This is a genomic window from Nocardia sp. CA-120079 (assembly GCF_050955745.1).
Classification (GTDB): domain Bacteria; phylum Actinomycetota; class Actinomycetes; order Mycobacteriales; family Mycobacteriaceae; genus Nocardia.
Genome location: NZ_CP192088.1, coordinates 5,125,056 through 5,140,730 on the forward strand (window position 1 = coordinate 5,125,056; position 15,675 = coordinate 5,140,730).

A 15,675-nucleotide genomic window follows, 5' to 3' on the forward strand; every position below is an offset into this window, starting at 1 on the left:
GGGGTGCCTTCATCCGAAGGTCACCTCCTTCGCCGCGACGACGGCCGCCGTGCGCGACGGCGCCGTCTGATACCGCCAGTACAGATTCGTGTGGTCGATCACCTGCTCCGGCGATGGCGCACCCCATCGGCTCTTGTCGAATGTCGTATGCCCGTCACTGACCAGCGTCACGTCGTAGCCGCGCACGAAAGCACCATGGATGGTGGATCGGATGCAGGCATCGGTCTCCGCACCGGTCACAACGAGATGTCCCACCCTGGCCTTCGCCAGTATCTCCGCCAGCTCGGTGTCCTCGAACGAATCACCGAACTCCTTGTGCACCAACGGTTCCGACTCCGCACGCACCAACTCTGGAACGTATTCCCACGCCACGGTCCCCGGCACGAGCTCCTCACTCGAGTGCTGCACCCAGACGATCGGAACACCGTCGTCGCGGGCCTTCTCGACGAGCGTGCCGATAGTCGCCACGACGGCGTCTCGCTGAAATGCCTCGGCCACAACACCGTTCTGCACGTCTATCACCATCAAGGCGGTGTTGGGTCGATCCGACAGCGTGGTCATGTCTCCTCCTGCTGGTCGAGCTACGCGTACCCCCACTCAACTACGAACCCGCCGACCCGGCCAGCCCCACAGGTAGCGAAGATCAGCAGCCGACGACGATAATCGAATATTCTCGGTTCTGTCCGGGACACCAACTTTGATCGAGTGAGCCGACGATGAACTTCCAGCTCGGCGCGGTACCACCGGAGCACGGTGGGGATCGCGCGATGGCTGCTCAGGCCGTATTGGCCAGGGCGGTCGCCGATTTCGCGGGTGAGTGGGAGGCCGCGGGCGAACCACCCGAGCTGACCCCACATCTGCCCACCGAAACCGCACTGCGGCGCTCGGCGCTCATCGAGTTGATCAAGGTGGATCTGCATCACCGGTCGATCCGCAAAAAAGCCGAAAAGCGCCTGGACGAGTACCTGACCGAATTTCCCGAACTCCACACCGCCCCACTGCCTCCGGATCTGATCTACGAGGAGATCACCGCACGCCGCCAGTTCGATCGGGATCTGGATCTCACCGAATACGAGCAGCGGTATTCGCAGCAGATGGCGCGAATCGCCGATCGCCTCGACGGTGATCACTTCCGCACCACCGTGCTCACCGATCCGGCCGCGCTCGCGACGCTCGACTCCATCAAACCCGGTGCGGCCGTTGACGATTTCGATATGTTGATCCTGCTCGGCCAGGGCGCGTTCGGCCGGGTCTTCCTGGCGCGGCAGCGCTCGATGCAGCGACTCGTCGCCGTCAAGATCTCCCATGACCGCGGCAGTGAGGGCCAGACGCTGGCTCGGCTCGATCACGAGAACATCGTGCGGGTCTTCGACCAACGCCAGATCGCCGATCAGCACTTGAAATTGATGTACATGCAGTACGTGCCGGGCGGCACCCTGCTCGGTGTACTGCGGCTGCTGCGCCGCACCGGCGTCGAAGGCAAGACCGGTCGACTACTGCTCGACGCCGTCGACCAGGCGGCCGCCAGCGGCGGGGTGCTGGAACCGCAACCATCCGCCACCCGCACCGAGGTCGCACGGCTGAGCTGGCCGGAAACCGTTGCGTGGCTGGGCAGTCGACTCGCCGCCGCATTGGACTACGCAAACCACGCCGGGGTGCTGCACCGCGATATCAAACCCGCCAACGTACTGCTCACGGTCGACGGGCAGCCCAAACTCGCCGACTTCAATATCAGCTTCAGCCGCCACATCCCCGGCGCCAGCCCCGCCGCCTACTTCGGCGGCTCACTCGCCTACATGTCCCCCGAGCAGCTCGAGGCCTGCCATCCGACCATGTCCACCACTGCCGCCGACCTCGACACGCGCAGCGACCTGTACGCACTCGCGGTCGTGCTGTGGGAACTGCTCACCGGTCGACTCCCCTTCGACGACGAACGCAGTGCAGGCGAATCGGATACCTCACTGGAACGAATGATCGAACTGCGTCGCCAGCCGGTCCCCGACCGCTTCGCCGCCGATATCCCGCCGGACTGCCCGCCGGTGCTGCAGCATGCCCTGCTCACCTGCCTGTCCCCCGATCCCGCAGACCGCTTCGCCACCGGCGCCGAGCTCGCCAGCCAGCTCGATCTCACCCTGGACCGCACCGCCCGCGATCTCGTCGACCCCCCGGCGCGCAGTATCCGCGCCAAACTGCGGATGCGGCCGATGCCGGTGGTGACGCTGGCCAGCATGCTCGGGCAATTCCTCGGCGTGCTCTATCTTTCCGCGCACAACACGCGCCTGCTCGACGCCCAACTCACCGCCGACGCCAGCGCCCAACTGCAACACCTCGCAACACTACTCGGCGCGATCGGCTACCCGGTCGGCATTCTCGCGCTGCTGTATTGGTGCCGTCTGGTCTTCCTGGTTCCCGACGGACTGCGACGCGGTAAGCATTTCGACGAGCAGACCCTCGCGCGAGCGCGCGCCGATACGCTCGCATGCGGCGACCGCATCGCCGTGGTCGGCTTTGCCGGATGGGTGTTATCGCTGGTGATCTTCCTGACCCAGCTGCATTACACCGCGGACCTGTCCACCGGATTCACCATCAACCTCATCGCATCCCATCTGGTCGCGGCCGCGGTCGCGGTGGTGTACTCCTACTTCCCGATCACCTTCTTCGTACTGCGCTGGTACTACCCGGGGTTGCTCGGCGCCGCACAGACCTCCCCCGATGACACCATCAGATTGCGGCGGCTCGCCCGACGCAGCCGGATCTACCTCGGCATCGCTGCCTCCGTACCGCTCATCGGAGTGGCGGGCGGTCTGGTCTACCTGGACGCGGCACAGCAGCAGACAGTAATCGGTGCCATCGTGATCCTGTGCGTGGTCAGCCTTTTCGCATTCGTCGGCGCGCTGCGTGTGTTCTACGCACTGGAATCGGATCTGCACGCTCTCGATCGCATTGTGAATCCGCGTTCGCGGCGCTCCGCATAGCTATTTCAAAGGTTTCCCAAAGGACCTCAGCAGATTTCGTGACTACTCTCGAAGCTGTTTGGAATCGCCACTGTCCTCGGGGGCGCCGTGAAAGAGCAGCGTACACAGGTCTATGGATCGGTCGTGGAGTTCGTCGAGAACTACCTGGCCCAGGTCTATCGGCGCAAAGTGGCCGACAACGGTCTGGCCTGGTGCCCGGAATGGTGGCGGCACACCGAGGCGGTGGCGCGGCTGGAGGCGCTCTGGCAATCCTGGGAACTCTATCGGCTCAACGCCGAATTGGGCCTGTCGCTATGGTTTCTCGACCACGCCGACAGTCATATGAACGTACTGTTCGACCCCAACGGACCGTTCGCCGGCTGTTCCATGCACAATGGGCACACCGATCGCGTCTGGCCGCTTTCGGTGAAATCCCCTCCTCCCGATACATTTTCATCGGCTGGTTAGTCTCGTTTGTTTGAAATGGGTTGTGGTCAACTAACCTTCATGTAGTGCTAGGACATTCACATGCGACCAGTGGCGCTTTCGCCTGGTCGGTAGCAGCGGCTACGCTGCCCATCTCGGCGTTGGTCTATCCGGTATTGCCAACTGGCGACGCGCATCTCGGTGCCGTCGAGGTATTGCTCGGTACCTTCCTGACGGCTGGGGCCGCGCTGCTGCCCGATGCGGACCATCCGAACGGCACCATCGCGCATGTGCTCGGCCCCATCTCCTATCACCTGTGCCGCTTGATTTCCTGGATCTCCGGTGGACATCGGCACGCCACACACTCGTTCGCCTTCGTCATCGCCGTCGCCTACGGGACCTGGGCGGGTGAGCATTGGCTCGGTAGATATTTCACACTCGGTTTGGTGTTCTTCCTGCTCGCGCTGGCGGTGCGGGCACTGCATCTGTGCCCTTCCGGCGAGGGCATCGAGGCATGGGGGACGGTCACAATCCTCGCCGCGGCAGGGACGTTCGCGATGGATCACTGGATTGCCGATAAACCGGCGTGGTTACCGTTCGCTGTCGGACTCGGGGCACTGGCCCACCTCGCCGGTGATTGCCTCACCGATAAGGGGTGCCGACTGTTCTGGCCGTTCCCGCTGCGTACCTGCGTGCCGGTGATCGAACGGACCGGGAACAAGGTCGAAACCTGGATTCTGTCACCGCTTTTCACCCTGGCCACGCTCGCTGTGCTCTGGCACGTCTTCTCGGTCAGTCCCTAGGACCAGTCGCTGCGCCCGCCGTTGATGCTTCGGCGGGCGCAGCGACCAGAGTGCTCCCCTAGTCGTCTGTGCGGTTTTTCGAGTTGGTTGGAATTTGGTGAGGTCGGTAATTGGAGAGTGACATAGATCAATACGCATATCTACATAGTCGTATGCTTATTCAGTACTCGAAGATCGCAGTACACCGAATACGTTCCTCGTGAACCGATCCCGGCCCCCGGTCGCGACGTAGTTCGCAGCGCTGCTCCAGGTTCTCTGAGCGCTCCCCTATTCGCGGTCCCGGCCCGAGTGATCCTGGGCCGGGACCGCGAACGAATCAGCTCGCCACGCTCTCGAACGTGCCTGGCACATACGAGCCGCCCTTGGTCTGGGTAATCACCAGGAGCCGGTTGGAGGCGTTGATCATGGCGACCAGGTACACCAGCGCGGCGACCTGGTCGTCGTCGTAGTGCTTACGCACTCGAGCCCAGGTCTCGTCGGACACACCGCGATTCGCGTCGGCGAGTCGGGTGCCCTCCTCCGCGAACGCCAGCGCGGCCTGCTCGGCCTCACTGAACACGGTGGACTCGCGCCATGCCGCGACCAGGTTGATCCGAACTGCGGGTTCGCCGGCGGCCGCCAGCTCTTTGGTGTGGGCGTCGACGCAGTAACCGCAGCCGTTGATCTGGCTGGCGCGCAACTCCACCAGCTCCACAGTGGACTTCGGCAGCGATGACTGCATGATCGCCAGGCTGGTATTGGCGAACCGCTTGCCGATCTTGGCGCCGAGCTCGTTGTCGTTCAGGTTGAAACGGGATTCCATGGCTGAGGTCCTCACTCGTGGTGTTGATTCGAACGACCATGAGACGGCGGCACCCCGATTCACATAACAGCACTTCGATGTGACGCACACCACCACTGCCCCGCTGTTATGAAACGGCAGGATCGGACGTCTGATGGGCGACACATTCGAGAGTGAACAGGAGCCGCCCATGCCCGGCACGTCGCAGACCATGCCCGCCGACCACAGCGGCGACCGTCCGGACCCCGCGACGAAAGCATTCGTCGCGCACCGCAACCTGCTCTTCACCGTCGCCTACGAAATGCTCGGCTCGGCCGCCGACGCCGAAGACGTCCTCCAGGAAACCTGGCTGCGCTGGGCAGGCGTCGACCTCGACACCGTGCAGGATCAACGCGCGTACCTGGTTCGAATCACCACCCGTCAGTCGCTCGACCGGCTACGCACGCTCGGACGCCGCAAGGAGTTCTACGTCGGTCCCTGGCTGCCCGAACCGCTGCTGACCACACCTGACGTCGCCGAGGACATCGAGCTGGCCGACAGCGTCTCGATGGCGATGCTCTTGGTGTTGGAGACCCTCACACCCGTCGAGCGGGCGGTGTTCGTGCTGCGCGAAGTATTCGATCTGGAGTACGACGAGATCGCCGAAGCGGTCGACAAGAGCCTGGCCGCGGTGCGCCAGCTCGCGTACCGGGCCCGAGCACACGTCGCCGCGCGGCGACCACGCGAGGTGGTCTCCGCGGCCGAAACCCGAGACGCGCTCGCGGCATTCCAGCGAGCCGTGGAAACCGGCGAATTGCAGAGTCTGCTCGACATTCTCGCACCGGATGTCGTCTTCCTCGGCGACGGCGGCGGACTCGCCCAGGCCGCGCTGGTGCCCATCGTCGGGGCCGATGCGGTAGCCGGCTTGCTTTCCGCCGCGCTCGGTAACCTCACCGCGAGGTCGGCGCAGCCCGCCCTGGTCAACGGCCACCCGGCCCTGATCCTGCGACTCGACGGCGAGATCGACGCCGTAATAGCGGCGCGCATCGACGACGGCCTCATTACCGGGATCTACTCGGTGCGCAATCCCCAGAAACTGTCGCGTTTGCAGCACGAGACCGCCCTGCACCGCTGACGCGCCCGGGAAGCATCTACTCCCGAAACCACGGTGTCGAGCCCAGCTCTCCCTACTCCCCCATACATGCGCCACCATTCGGTATCGGTGAGCCCTTCTCGTCTGCTCCGACTAGCCGATTCGAGAGGAGCCCACCCGTGTCCTTCCGTGTCCTTCCGTGCTGCGTTCGGCGAAGCCGGACGGTGTTGTTGCCGCTCTTATTCGAAGGTTGAGCACACATATTCAGATGCGCATATCTACGTATGTCAATGTTGTGCCTGGGTCGGTTCTCGGCAACTGGTCGGTCGGCACCGGGATAAAGTGAGCCATGGTCGCCGGATCGACAATGCAGCCGCAGCGCTGGACACCACCGCCCGCCCCACTCCGGGCTCGCGAAACGCATAGCGCCACACCACTTCCCCAGCTCGAGCGATTCGAGCTGCCCGGTGCGGCACCCGAGGATGTGGTGCGCACCGCCGAGGGGCGAATCATTGCGGGAGTCGATGACGGTTCGGTCTACAGCATCGAACCCGCGGACGGCACGGTGAGCCTGCTGGCGAATACCGGCGGCCGTCCGCTCGGTATGCATGCCGACGCCGACGGGTCGCTGCTGATCTGCGATTTCCATCGCGGCCTGCTGCGGCTGGACAGCGCGGGCGAGATCGAGGTACTCGTGGACGAGGTCGACGGCGAACCACTCCCCTTCGCCAGCAATGTGGTTCGCGCCGCGGACGGCACCATCTACTTTTCCTCGTCGTCGCGTCGCTATCCGCTCGACGAGTGGATGGGCGACCTGCTGGAGCATTCCGGCACTGGCCGCCTGTTCCGCCTCGATCCGTCCGGCAAGCTCGAAACCCTCATCGACGGCCTGCAATTCGCCAATGGCGTAGTGCTCTCCCCCGACGGCTCCACCGTGCTCGTCGCGGAGACCGGCGCCTACCGGGTGACTCGCTACTGGCTCACCGGGCCGAATGCGGGCACCTACGACCGCCTGATCGAGAACCTGCCCGGCTTCCCGGACAATATGGCTCTCGGCAGCGATGGCCTGGTGTGGATCACCCTGCCGTCACCACGAAATCCATTGCTGGACCGTCTACTTCCCCTGCCCGGCATTCTGCGTCGGATCATCTGGGCGCTACCGGAATGGGTGCAGCCCAAACCGCCGCGCACCGCCTGGGTGATGGCCGTCGACTTCGACGGCACGGTCGTGCACGACCTGCAGGCCGAGGGCACCGACTACGCGATGGTCACCGGAGTTGTCGAACACGACGGCATCCTCTACCTCGGGAGCCTCACCGAAACAGCGGTCGGAGTCAGCCGAATACCGTCCTAGGCCGCCGCTTCGACAGGAAAACTCAGTGAACAGTTGTACACTGAATGAATGAGTGAGCCGGAACGGCAACGACAGGCGGAGATGCAGGCGCTCGCCCGGTTGGCGGGCGATGAACTGGGTGGTGCGATCGAGGGGATCGCCGCGGTGCATCGAGCCATTTCGGACCGGGTGTTCGCGGCGGTGCGACTGGGTGTCGGACCGGCTGCACAGCCGGTCAAGGTGGTGCACGATGCGATTACCGATGGGGTGTATCAGCTGGTCGGCGGCACCGCAGCAGCTGCGGGAGCGCTGGCCGAGCGCACCGTGGACGTACCCGGTGCACCGGTGCCCTCACGCACGGTCTACGGGTCCGGGTTCCTGGCGGCATTGCAGGGTTTGATCGGCGACAGTCTCGAGGATGAGCTGCCGATTCTGGCCGGGCCGATGACATTTCGAATCAATGGGGAACCGGTCGCGCCGGGGTGGGTCGGCGATGTGGTGTCGAATCCGCGCCCGCGCATCGTGGTTTTTCTGCACGGTCTGGTGGAGACCGAACACGCTTGGCAGCTCGGCGGGCGGCCCAGCTATGCCGAGCGGCTCGAAGCCGATCTCGACTGCACGGCGCTGATGGTTCGATACAACAGCGGGCTGCACATCTCGGAGAACGCCCGTCTGCTGAACGGGATGCTGCAGCGGCTGGTCGAGAACTGGCCGGTGCAGGTCGAGCAGATCGCACTCGTCGGACATTCGATGGGCGGCCTGATCGCGCGGGGCGCCTGCTACGAGGCCGATCAGGCCGACCTGCGGTGGGTGCGCCGGGTGCGGCAGATCGTCTGTCTCGGATCACCGCATTTGGGTGCACCGTTGGAGCAGTTCGTTCACTATGCCTCCGCCGCATTGGTGAAAATACCCGAGACCCGGCCCTTCGGTCGGCTGCTGCGCCGCCGCAGCGCGGGCATTCGCGACCTGCGCCAGGGTTCGCTCGTCGATGAGGATTGGCATGACATGGACGTGGACGCATTGCGCCGCAGAGTCATTCGCGAGATACCGCTACTCGATTGCGCCGGCCACTACTTCGTCACCGCCTCGGTAACCCGCAGCCCGCGCCATCCGCTCGGCCGGATCATCGGCGACGGGTTGGTCCTGCCGGCCAGCGGCTCCGGCCGGAATCGGGCCCGCCGCATAGGTTTCGATGATGCCAACGGCCTGCATCTGCCCGGAGCCAACCATTTCACCCTGCTCAACCACGACGCCGTTTACGACGCGCTGCTCCGCTGGCTGAGCGCCGATGCGCGTCAGATGTCTGTGCGCTGTGGTTGATCAGCGGTGCCGGGTCAGAACAGTTGGTCGGAGTGGGTGTCGGCTTCCCCTCTGACGTCGGCGGCGAACTGGGCTTCGACTTCCGCGTCGTCGCCCGCGGTGTGGGCCGAGTAGAGCAGTAGGCAGCCGCGGATGCCGTCGAGGAGATCTTCGAGGAGATCGAGGGCCGGGCGGGTTGGGTCGAGGCGGCTGATCCGGAACTCATCGAGGAGGGCGGCGCGGGAGGCGCTGTCGAGATCGAATTTGCGTGCCTGCTCTTCGATTTCGGCGACGCGGGCCACCACCGCCCATGGTGCGGGCACGTGTCCTTCGGAGACGGCCATGGCCTCGGCGATGAGGTCGACGACGATCTCGGTCGGTGTCTCACCGCTGGTCAGACGCTCCAGTACCAGGGTCGGGGTTTCGACCTGCAGTGCCTCGATATCGTCGGCTTCGACGACCACATCGCCAGTCGGCACGCCCGCGAGTTCGCCCGCGACTTCGGCGGCGGCGTAGAGCCAGTGTGCGGCCGCGACGGAGGCGGAGGCGGGGTCGAGTTCGGTGAACAGTTCCACGGTGCCGAGGGGGTCGGCGCGCAGCAGGTCGTCGGCGGCCTGGACCTGGGCCGGTGAGACGTCCGGGCGTGAGAGTTCGACCGCTTGGCGTGCGCGTCCGGACAGATCGCCGAGTTCGGCGGATTCGATGGCGGCCTGTTCGGTGCGGACCTCGCCGGCGATGGTGTCGCGCAGGGCGGAGTCGTCGATGGCGTGCAGGGTGCGCCCGACGCGGTGCGCGGATTCGACCACGCCGCTGTAGGAAACGACGAGGCCGTGGTCGGTCGGCAGGTTCGGGGTGCGGATTCCGGCCTCGACCTCCTTGAAGTTGCGGCGTTCTTCCGCGCGCCGCCAGGCCTCGCTATTGGGAACGTCGGGATCGCCTGCGGCGCTTGCCGGATGCGTATAGGTGCGCCACTGGAACCGGGACAGGGTGGTCAGATTCGACGCCAAACTCGTTGCCTGGTCATGGTTTATCGGTGGCAGCTGGGCCACCGTGGTCGAGAGATCGCCGCGTCCGGTCGCCCAGATGGCGACAAGGGCGTTGCGGTCGGCGTCGAATGCGTATCGGGTCACGCACGCCAGTCTTGCCGATCCGCGGCCGTTGCGCGCGCGATCGCCCCGTTCGAGATGCGGTCTTCGCCGTTTCAGTGTGCGATGTCGGCGCTGCCGAGGCCCCTGCGAGGATGGACGGTATGACTCTCGATCACGGTGATCCCGGCGACGCGCCTTCGATTCCACAGCCGACCGCGCCCGTGGTGAATTCCGCTCGCCCCTCGGCGGCCGAGGAGGCCAGAACCGTTGCGGCGGCGACGAATATCGCGACCTTGGCGAGTTTGAGCGAGGACGGCGGCCCGTGGGCGTCGTTCGTCACGTACGGGCTGCTGGATAGTCAGCCGGTGCTGTGCGTCTCGCGGATGGCCGAGCACGGGCGCAATCTCGCGGCGGATCCGCGGGCCAGCCTGTCGGTGGTGTCGCCCGATGTGCCTGCCGATCCGCTGGCCGGTTCCCGGATCACGCTGGCCGGTGTGGTGGAGCGGCCGGTCGGTGCCGAGGCCGCGGCGGCGCGTGCGGCGCATCTGGCGGCGGTGCCTGCGGCGAAGTACTACGTCGATTACGGCGATTTCTCGTTGTGGGTGTTGCGGGTGCAGCGAGTTCGATGGGTCGGTGGGTACGGGCGGATGGATTCCGCAACCGCCGAACAGTATGTGGCGGCCGCGCCGGATCCGGTGGTTGCGGTGGCGGGGCGGGCGATCACACATCTCAATGACGATCACGCGGACGCGCTGTTGTCGATGGCGCAGGTATTGGGCGGATACCCGGATGCGACCGAGGCGAGTTGCGAACGCGCCGACCGGTACGGGCTGGATCTGCGAGTGGTGACGCCACGCGGAGTGGCGCGGACCCGGGTCGGCTACGCGACCCCGATCGATTCCGCAGGCGAATTGCGTGCGGCGACAGTCGAATTGACACGGCGCTCGCGCGAGGGCTGACGATGACCGCGACCATGATTCACATGGCCGCTGTGTGGGCAGGGTGGTGGAAGATTCCGTCCGCGAACCGCCATTGGAGGTGGATTGCGGTGAGGTTGACGGCGGAGGCGACGAGCGCGAGCAAATAGAGGTAAAGCATCGGGTTGCTCGCGTCCGGATTCGTTGCGATCTCGGTGACCAGCAGCGCCGACCAGAGCGCGGTGAGTGCGATAAATGGGCCACGCAGCCGCATCGGACGCACCGGGGCGTAAACGAGATTCGGCATCCGGTGCTGTGGCCCGTCAGGTAGAGCAGTCAGGCTGTGACTTCGCTTCGGAATCACCAACCGGCGCACGAGCCCGGCGATGACTGCGGTCAGCACAATGACGGCGATGAGATGCACAGGACGCGTGTCCTCCCTGGTGTGAGATTTTGTCGGCTTGCGTAAATAGATTCGGTCACGGGTGCAGTTCGCCGATAGCCACCCATGGGGTGGACATCGCCCACCCCCACGGGTTTCTCCGAACCGGATATCCGCGTGGTCATCGGGGCAGCGGTGGCGATCAACACCGCGATCATGCAGGTGAAATCCACCACCGTGCTGGACCTGATCCCTTAGTCCGAACTGGTCGCCACGGGTGTGGAGGTGAGGGCGAATCGAGCGATGAACCCCTCGACGAATTCGCGCAGTTGGTCGTGGCCTTGCACCATGCCCACCGCTCCTTCGTTGCAGATGATGCGCGCCGCTCCGGTGAGCAGGATTGCCATCACCACCGGCGGATACACCGACAGGTCGACGCCGTGTGAGCGCAGAACCATCGTGACGGCCGCGGTCTCGATGTCGCGCACCCGTTCGGCATAGGTCTTCAGTTCGGCGCCGATCACCTTGCGGTGGTTGGCCAGCGCCATCCACTCGGTACTGAGCCGTGTGTAGCCGGTATCGGTGTTGATCAGCCACAACACCCGCAGTGGGTCGTCGTCGGTGAGGGCTTGGCGCATCCGCTCCAGCGCCTGATCGCCGGAGTCGCTCAGCACCGCGAGGAACAGGTCGTCCATCGTGGGGAAGTAGTAGTAGACGAGCGCCGACTTCACTCCGGCTCGCTCGGCTACCCGCCGCGAGGTCGCTGCGGCATAGCCGTCCTCCCGCATGATTTCCTCGGTTGCCGCCATCAACCGCTGTCGGGTGCCGATGTCGGCCGTTTTCGTGGTGCGCCCCGCCATTACCCGCGCCCTCGCGTCGCGCCGCCGAACCCTGACTGTTCTCGCCGTATCGCGCTGCGCATAAGGGCACTCTAACATTTGATCGATCGATAAATTCCGGGGGCAGACCGGATCGGTCCAGGTGAGGCCCCCTCTTTTGCCGGATCCGTCGGCCCGCGCCCGACGGACCCGGCGTGCGAGCGCCCTACTTCAGCGTGCTCCCCGCATCGACGGTCATGGGAAGACCGGTGATGTAGCGGGCTTCGTCGGAGGCAAGGAACAACACCGCGTTGCTGATGTCCACCGGCTCGACCCAACCCACCGGCAGTACATGCATGAACTGCGCTACCGGCCTGAAGTCTTCAACCCCCGGATTCTCCAGATCCGGACGGAACATCTTCATCGTGCCCTCGTTCATGAACATCGGCGTGTTGACATTGGTCGGGTGCACCGAGTTGACCCGGATCGAGTGCTGTCCCAATTCGACCGCGAACGTGCGCATCAGGCCGACCACGCCGTGCTTGGCGGCGATGTAGTGCCCGGTGTTCGGGTAGGCCTTGAGTCCGCCCACCGAACTCGTCAGGATGATCGATCCGCCGTTTCCTCCGGAAAGCAGATGCGGCACAGCGGCTTTCACGGTCTTCCAGACGCCGGAAAGGTTGATGTCGATCATCACTGTCCAGTCCTGCTCGCTGGTCTGGTCCAGCGTCGCACCACCGTTGCCGATCCCCGCGTTGGCCACGATGATGTCCAGGCGCCCCAACTGCTCCACGCCGCTGTCCACGGCGGCCTTCAGCGCCTCGAAATCCCGGACATCGACCTCGGCGGTGACAATGCGTCTGCCCACCCCCTTCACCAGTTCCGCGGTTTCGGCCAGATCATCCGGGGTCGACGGCGCGATCTGATCGCTACCGCTGACGGGCTTACATGCGTCGATGGCGATGATGTCGGCACCCTCTTGCGCCAAGCGCACCGCATGACTGCGCCCCTGCCCGCGCGCCGCGCCCGTGATGAAGGCGACCTTGCCTTCGACCCGTCCAACCATGAAACACCTCGTTCGTTCGCGGATCGAATCCGATCCCATATCAGCAATTTCTGATCGATCGATCAAATTGGACACCTGCGACGTCGTGATGTCAATGGTTGACCGGCAACCCTGGATACGGACGACGGGATGCCGCGCATCTCGCCGACAACGCACGACCATCACCAGGCTGGAAAGATCCACGGAAAACGCCGGTTACAGGCCTGTTCGGCGACATCCGACGCTCGCGATTCCGCACGGATCGGCTTTCGCCGATGCCCGGCAGCGCTCACCACTCTTGACCGTCCAGCGCGGCGCGTGCTACTAATTCCCTAATCTAATCTGATCGATCGATCAAACAATGTATTCTTGACCTGAAGAGGGTGGGAGTAATGGCCGACTTGGCTTCCGTCGACTACTTTTCCGATGAATCGGTCGCCCAGAATCCGTACGAATATCTGGCCTACCTGCGAAGTCGGAACCCGGTATTCCGCGAACCCCACTACGGAGTCATGGTGGTCACCGGCTATCAGGAAGCCAACGAGGTGTTCCGCAACGCCGATGCCTTCTCGGCCTGCGTCGCTATCGGCGGTCCTTTCCCGCCGTTGCCCTTTGTTCCGGTCGGTGACGACATCAGCGCGCAGATCGATGCGCACCGGCACCAGTTCCCGATCTTCGAGCACATGGTGACCATGGACCCACCGCAGCACACGCGCACCCGCACTCTGCTGAGCCGATTGCTGACTCCCAAACGGCTCACCGAGAACCGTGACTACATGTCGCGGCTTGCCGATCGCCAGTTCGACGAGATCGTCACCGGGGGCCGGTGCGAATTCCTCGGCGACTACGCCAAACCCTTCGCCACGCTGGCCATCGCCGACCTGCTCGGCGTGCCCGACAGCGACCGCGACGAATTCCGAGCCAGACTGGGCGGCTACGAAGAGCCGGGTAGTCGAGTGGGAGCGCTCGACCACGAACCGGTGGGCACGAACCCGCTGCAATGGCTGGAGGAGACCTTCGGCGAATACATCAGCGACCGCAGAACCACGCCCCGCGACGACATCCTCGGCATCCTTGCGTCCACGACCTACCCCGACGGAGAACTACCCGATCTCATCGATATCGTGCGACCGGCGACCTTCCTGTTCGCGGCGGGGCAGGAAACGGTCACCAAACTGCTGAGCTCGGCGGTACGGGTGCTCGCCGAACGCCCGCAGTTCCAGCAGCTGCTACGGGAAAACCGCGGCCTGATCGCTGCTTTCATCGAAGAATCGCTGCGCACCGACAGTCCGACCAAGGTCGACTTCCGGCTGACCCGCAAGACCACACGAGTCGGCGATGTCGAGATCCCCGCGGGCACGGTGGTCATGCTCTGCATCGGCGCGGCAAACCGGGATCCACGCAAATTCGAGGATCCCGACGAGTTCCGGCTCGATCGCCACAACTCCCGCGAGCACATCGCATTCGGCCGCGGCATCCACACCTGCGCCGGCGCACCGCTGGCCCGGACCGAAGGACAGCTCACCCTGAACCGGATGCTCGACCGCCTCCAGGACATCGAAATCGACGAGAGCGCCCACGGCCCCGCGCAGCACCGCACCTATCGATACGAACCTACCTTCCTCCTACGCGGATTGCGCGAGTTGCACATCACCTTCGCCGAGGTGGACCGGTGATGCGCGGCAGCCTTGTCCGGACTTCCGGTGATCCCCGATGAAGGCCGCCGTCGATGCCGACCGTTGTCGCGGGCACGGCGTATGTGTTGCGCTGTGCCCGGCCGTCTTTCGGCTCACCGACAGCGGCTATGCCGTAACCGGAGATCCGTCGGTTCCTACCCGGTACCAGGAGGCCGTCGCCGACGCGGCGAGCGCCTGTCCCGAACACGCCATCGTGACGCGATGATCGTTCCCCCCGCGGAAGGTTCTCTGCGCTAACGATTTTCGCGAAGCCCGCTGTATCGAGGGGGTCTCTTCGGCAATACGCCGTATTGTGGCCTGCAGGTTCGATACGGTTCATCCTCAGTTTGGTTGCCGCGCAGGGGCGTCGGTGTCACCCTCACTACTGTGTCTACGCCCGAGCGGACGAACCGGGCCGGCTACGCCGAGATCACCCCGGCGTACCGACTCCTCGACATAGTGCACGGCACGGCGCTCGCCCGTGCCGAGCGGCGGCTGCACCGCGAGTTCACGATCTTGTTCGACGCCAACACGATTCACCATTTCCTGCACGACTCCTACTCGCAGATCACGGCACGCGCGCCGGTGAAGCTCTACGTGCCGCTGCTCGCCGAGCGCTTCGCCCGGCAGCAGCTGCACGCGCGGGCCAAGGTGGAGGGCCGCGTCGAGCACGCGATCCCGGTGGTGCTGTTCCTGTGCACATTCAATGCCGGACGTTCGCAGATGGCGCTGGGCTTCTTCGAGCACTACGCACAGGGTCGGGTACTCGCCTGGTCCGGTGGGTCCGAGCCGAGCGGCGCACTCAACGCCGCAGCGGTCGCGGCCATGGCGGAGGTGGGCATCGACATCTCCCACGAGTTCCCCAAGACCTGGACCGACGAGATCATCCTGGCCGCTGACGTCATCGTCACCATGGGGTGCGGCGACATGTGCCCACTGGTGCCCGGCATCCGATACGAAGATTGGGGCGTGGACGATCCGGCCGGGCTACCGGTGGCCGACGTGCGGCCGATCCGCGACGATATCCAGCAGCGTGTGATCGATCTGCTGGCCAGCCTCGACCTCCCGATCATCTCCTGAC

The 15,675-nt window shown here is 64.8% G+C and carries 17 protein-coding genes; 11 read left to right on the forward strand and 6 right to left on the reverse strand.

Features of this window, described 5'->3' with window-relative positions:
- Nucleotides 1–9: 9 nt before the first annotated feature.
- A complete protein-coding gene (locus ACQPYR_RS23495; protein ID WP_433621114.1) occupies nucleotides 10–561 on the reverse strand; it encodes an isochorismatase family protein in 552 nt (183 codons plus the stop codon).
- Between the two features lie 155 nt (nucleotides 562–716).
- Between ACQPYR_RS23495 and ACQPYR_RS23500 the strand changes: the two genes are divergently transcribed.
- The 3 genes from ACQPYR_RS23500 to ACQPYR_RS23510 all read left to right on the forward strand — a co-directional run bounded on the left by ACQPYR_RS23500 (nucleotide 717) and on the right by ACQPYR_RS23510 (nucleotide 4,183).
- Nucleotides 717–2,975, forward strand: coding sequence for a serine/threonine-protein kinase (locus tag ACQPYR_RS23500; RefSeq protein WP_433621115.1), 2,259 nt, complete (start codon nucleotides 717–719; stop codon nucleotides 2,973–2,975).
- 123 nt (nucleotides 2,976–3,098) lie between these two features.
- Nucleotides 3,099–3,422: a DUF4913 domain-containing protein gene (locus ACQPYR_RS23505; protein ID WP_433621116.1), complete on the forward strand. Its 324-nt coding sequence runs from the start codon at nucleotides 3,099–3,101 to the stop codon at nucleotides 3,420–3,422.
- A gap of 44 nt (nucleotides 3,423–3,466) precedes the next feature.
- The gene (locus tag ACQPYR_RS23510; protein WP_433621117.1) at nucleotides 3,467–4,183 is read left to right on the forward strand and encodes a metal-dependent hydrolase; all 717 of its coding nucleotides are present in this window, start codon (nucleotides 3,467–3,469) and stop codon (nucleotides 4,181–4,183) included.
- Between the two features lie 316 nt (nucleotides 4,184–4,499).
- Here ACQPYR_RS23510 and ACQPYR_RS23515 read toward each other — a convergent pair whose 3' ends face one another.
- A complete protein-coding gene (locus tag ACQPYR_RS23515) occupies nucleotides 4,500–4,985 on the reverse strand; it encodes a carboxymuconolactone decarboxylase family protein (protein WP_433621118.1) in 486 nt (161 codons plus the stop codon).
- A 169-nt stretch (nucleotides 4,986–5,154) separates the two neighbouring features.
- Between ACQPYR_RS23515 and ACQPYR_RS23520 the strand changes: the two genes are divergently transcribed.
- The 3 genes from ACQPYR_RS23520 to ACQPYR_RS23530 all read left to right on the forward strand — a co-directional run bounded on the left by ACQPYR_RS23520 (nucleotide 5,155) and on the right by ACQPYR_RS23530 (nucleotide 8,689).
- Nucleotides 5,155–6,078, forward strand: a complete 924-nt coding sequence (locus ACQPYR_RS23520) for an RNA polymerase sigma-70 factor (RefSeq protein ID WP_433621119.1) — start codon at nucleotides 5,155–5,157, stop codon at nucleotides 6,076–6,078.
- Between the two features lie 307 nt (nucleotides 6,079–6,385).
- A complete protein-coding gene (locus ACQPYR_RS23525; protein ID WP_433621120.1) occupies nucleotides 6,386–7,390 on the forward strand; it encodes an SMP-30/gluconolactonase/LRE family protein in 1,005 nt (334 codons plus the stop codon).
- A 48-nt stretch (nucleotides 7,391–7,438) separates the two neighbouring features.
- Nucleotides 7,439–8,689, forward strand: a complete 1,251-nt coding sequence (locus ACQPYR_RS23530) for a lipase family alpha/beta hydrolase (RefSeq protein WP_433621122.1) — start codon at nucleotides 7,439–7,441, stop codon at nucleotides 8,687–8,689.
- A gap of 14 nt (nucleotides 8,690–8,703) precedes the next feature.
- On the opposite strand, the gene ACQPYR_RS23535 is transcribed toward ACQPYR_RS23530, so the two are convergent.
- On the reverse strand, nucleotides 8,704–9,798 hold the full coding sequence (locus ACQPYR_RS23535) for a hypothetical protein (RefSeq protein WP_433621123.1): 1,095 nt from the start codon (nucleotides 9,796–9,798) through the stop codon (nucleotides 8,704–8,706).
- Nucleotides 9,799–9,917: 119 nt separating this feature from the next.
- On the opposite strand from ACQPYR_RS23535, the gene ACQPYR_RS23540 reads away from it, so the two are divergent.
- Nucleotides 9,918–10,715 carry a HugZ family protein gene (locus tag ACQPYR_RS23540; protein ID WP_433621124.1) on the forward strand — a complete coding sequence of 266 codons (798 nt, stop codon included), beginning with the start codon at nucleotides 9,918–9,920 and terminating at the stop codon, nucleotides 10,713–10,715.
- 19 nt (nucleotides 10,716–10,734) lie between these two features.
- On the opposite strand, the gene ACQPYR_RS23545 is transcribed toward ACQPYR_RS23540, so the two are convergent.
- Entirely contained in the window at nucleotides 10,735–11,097 is a 363-nt protein-coding gene (locus ACQPYR_RS23545) for a hypothetical protein (protein WP_433621125.1), read from the reverse strand.
- 84 nt (nucleotides 11,098–11,181) lie between these two features.
- Between ACQPYR_RS23545 and ACQPYR_RS23550 the strand changes: the two genes are divergently transcribed.
- The gene (locus ACQPYR_RS23550; protein WP_433621126.1) at nucleotides 11,182–11,313 is read left to right on the forward strand and encodes a hypothetical protein; all 132 of its coding nucleotides are present in this window, start codon (nucleotides 11,182–11,184) and stop codon (nucleotides 11,311–11,313) included.
- On the opposite strand, the gene ACQPYR_RS23555 is transcribed toward ACQPYR_RS23550, so the two are convergent.
- Both ACQPYR_RS23555 and ACQPYR_RS23560 read right to left on the reverse strand, forming a co-directional pair.
- Nucleotides 11,310–11,915, reverse strand: coding sequence for a TetR/AcrR family transcriptional regulator (locus tag ACQPYR_RS23555; protein ID WP_433621127.1), 606 nt, complete (start codon nucleotides 11,913–11,915; stop codon nucleotides 11,310–11,312). The genes ACQPYR_RS23550 and ACQPYR_RS23555 overlap by 4 nt on opposite strands.
- A 184-nt stretch (nucleotides 11,916–12,099) precedes the next feature.
- On the reverse strand, nucleotides 12,100–12,939 hold the full coding sequence (locus ACQPYR_RS23560) for a mycofactocin-coupled SDR family oxidoreductase (RefSeq protein ID WP_433635221.1): 840 nt from the start codon (nucleotides 12,937–12,939) through the stop codon (nucleotides 12,100–12,102).
- Between the two features lie 371 nt (nucleotides 12,940–13,310).
- Here ACQPYR_RS23560 and ACQPYR_RS23565 point away from each other — a divergent pair, with 371 nt between their 5' ends.
- The 3 genes from ACQPYR_RS23565 to ACQPYR_RS23575 all read left to right on the forward strand — a co-directional run bounded on the left by ACQPYR_RS23565 (nucleotide 13,311) and on the right by ACQPYR_RS23575 (nucleotide 15,674).
- Nucleotides 13,311–14,594, forward strand: coding sequence for a cytochrome P450 (locus ACQPYR_RS23565; RefSeq protein WP_433621128.1), 1,284 nt, complete (start codon nucleotides 13,311–13,313; stop codon nucleotides 14,592–14,594).
- A gap of 37 nt (nucleotides 14,595–14,631) precedes the next feature.
- Nucleotides 14,632–14,820: a ferredoxin gene (locus ACQPYR_RS23570; protein WP_433621129.1), complete on the forward strand. Its 189-nt coding sequence runs from the start codon at nucleotides 14,632–14,634 to the stop codon at nucleotides 14,818–14,820.
- Nucleotides 14,821–15,023: 203 nt separating this feature from the next.
- Nucleotides 15,024–15,674: a three-helix bundle dimerization domain-containing protein gene (locus ACQPYR_RS23575; RefSeq protein ID WP_433635222.1), complete on the forward strand. Its 651-nt coding sequence runs from the start codon at nucleotides 15,024–15,026 to the stop codon at nucleotides 15,672–15,674.
- Nucleotide 15,675: the final 1 nt, after the last annotated feature.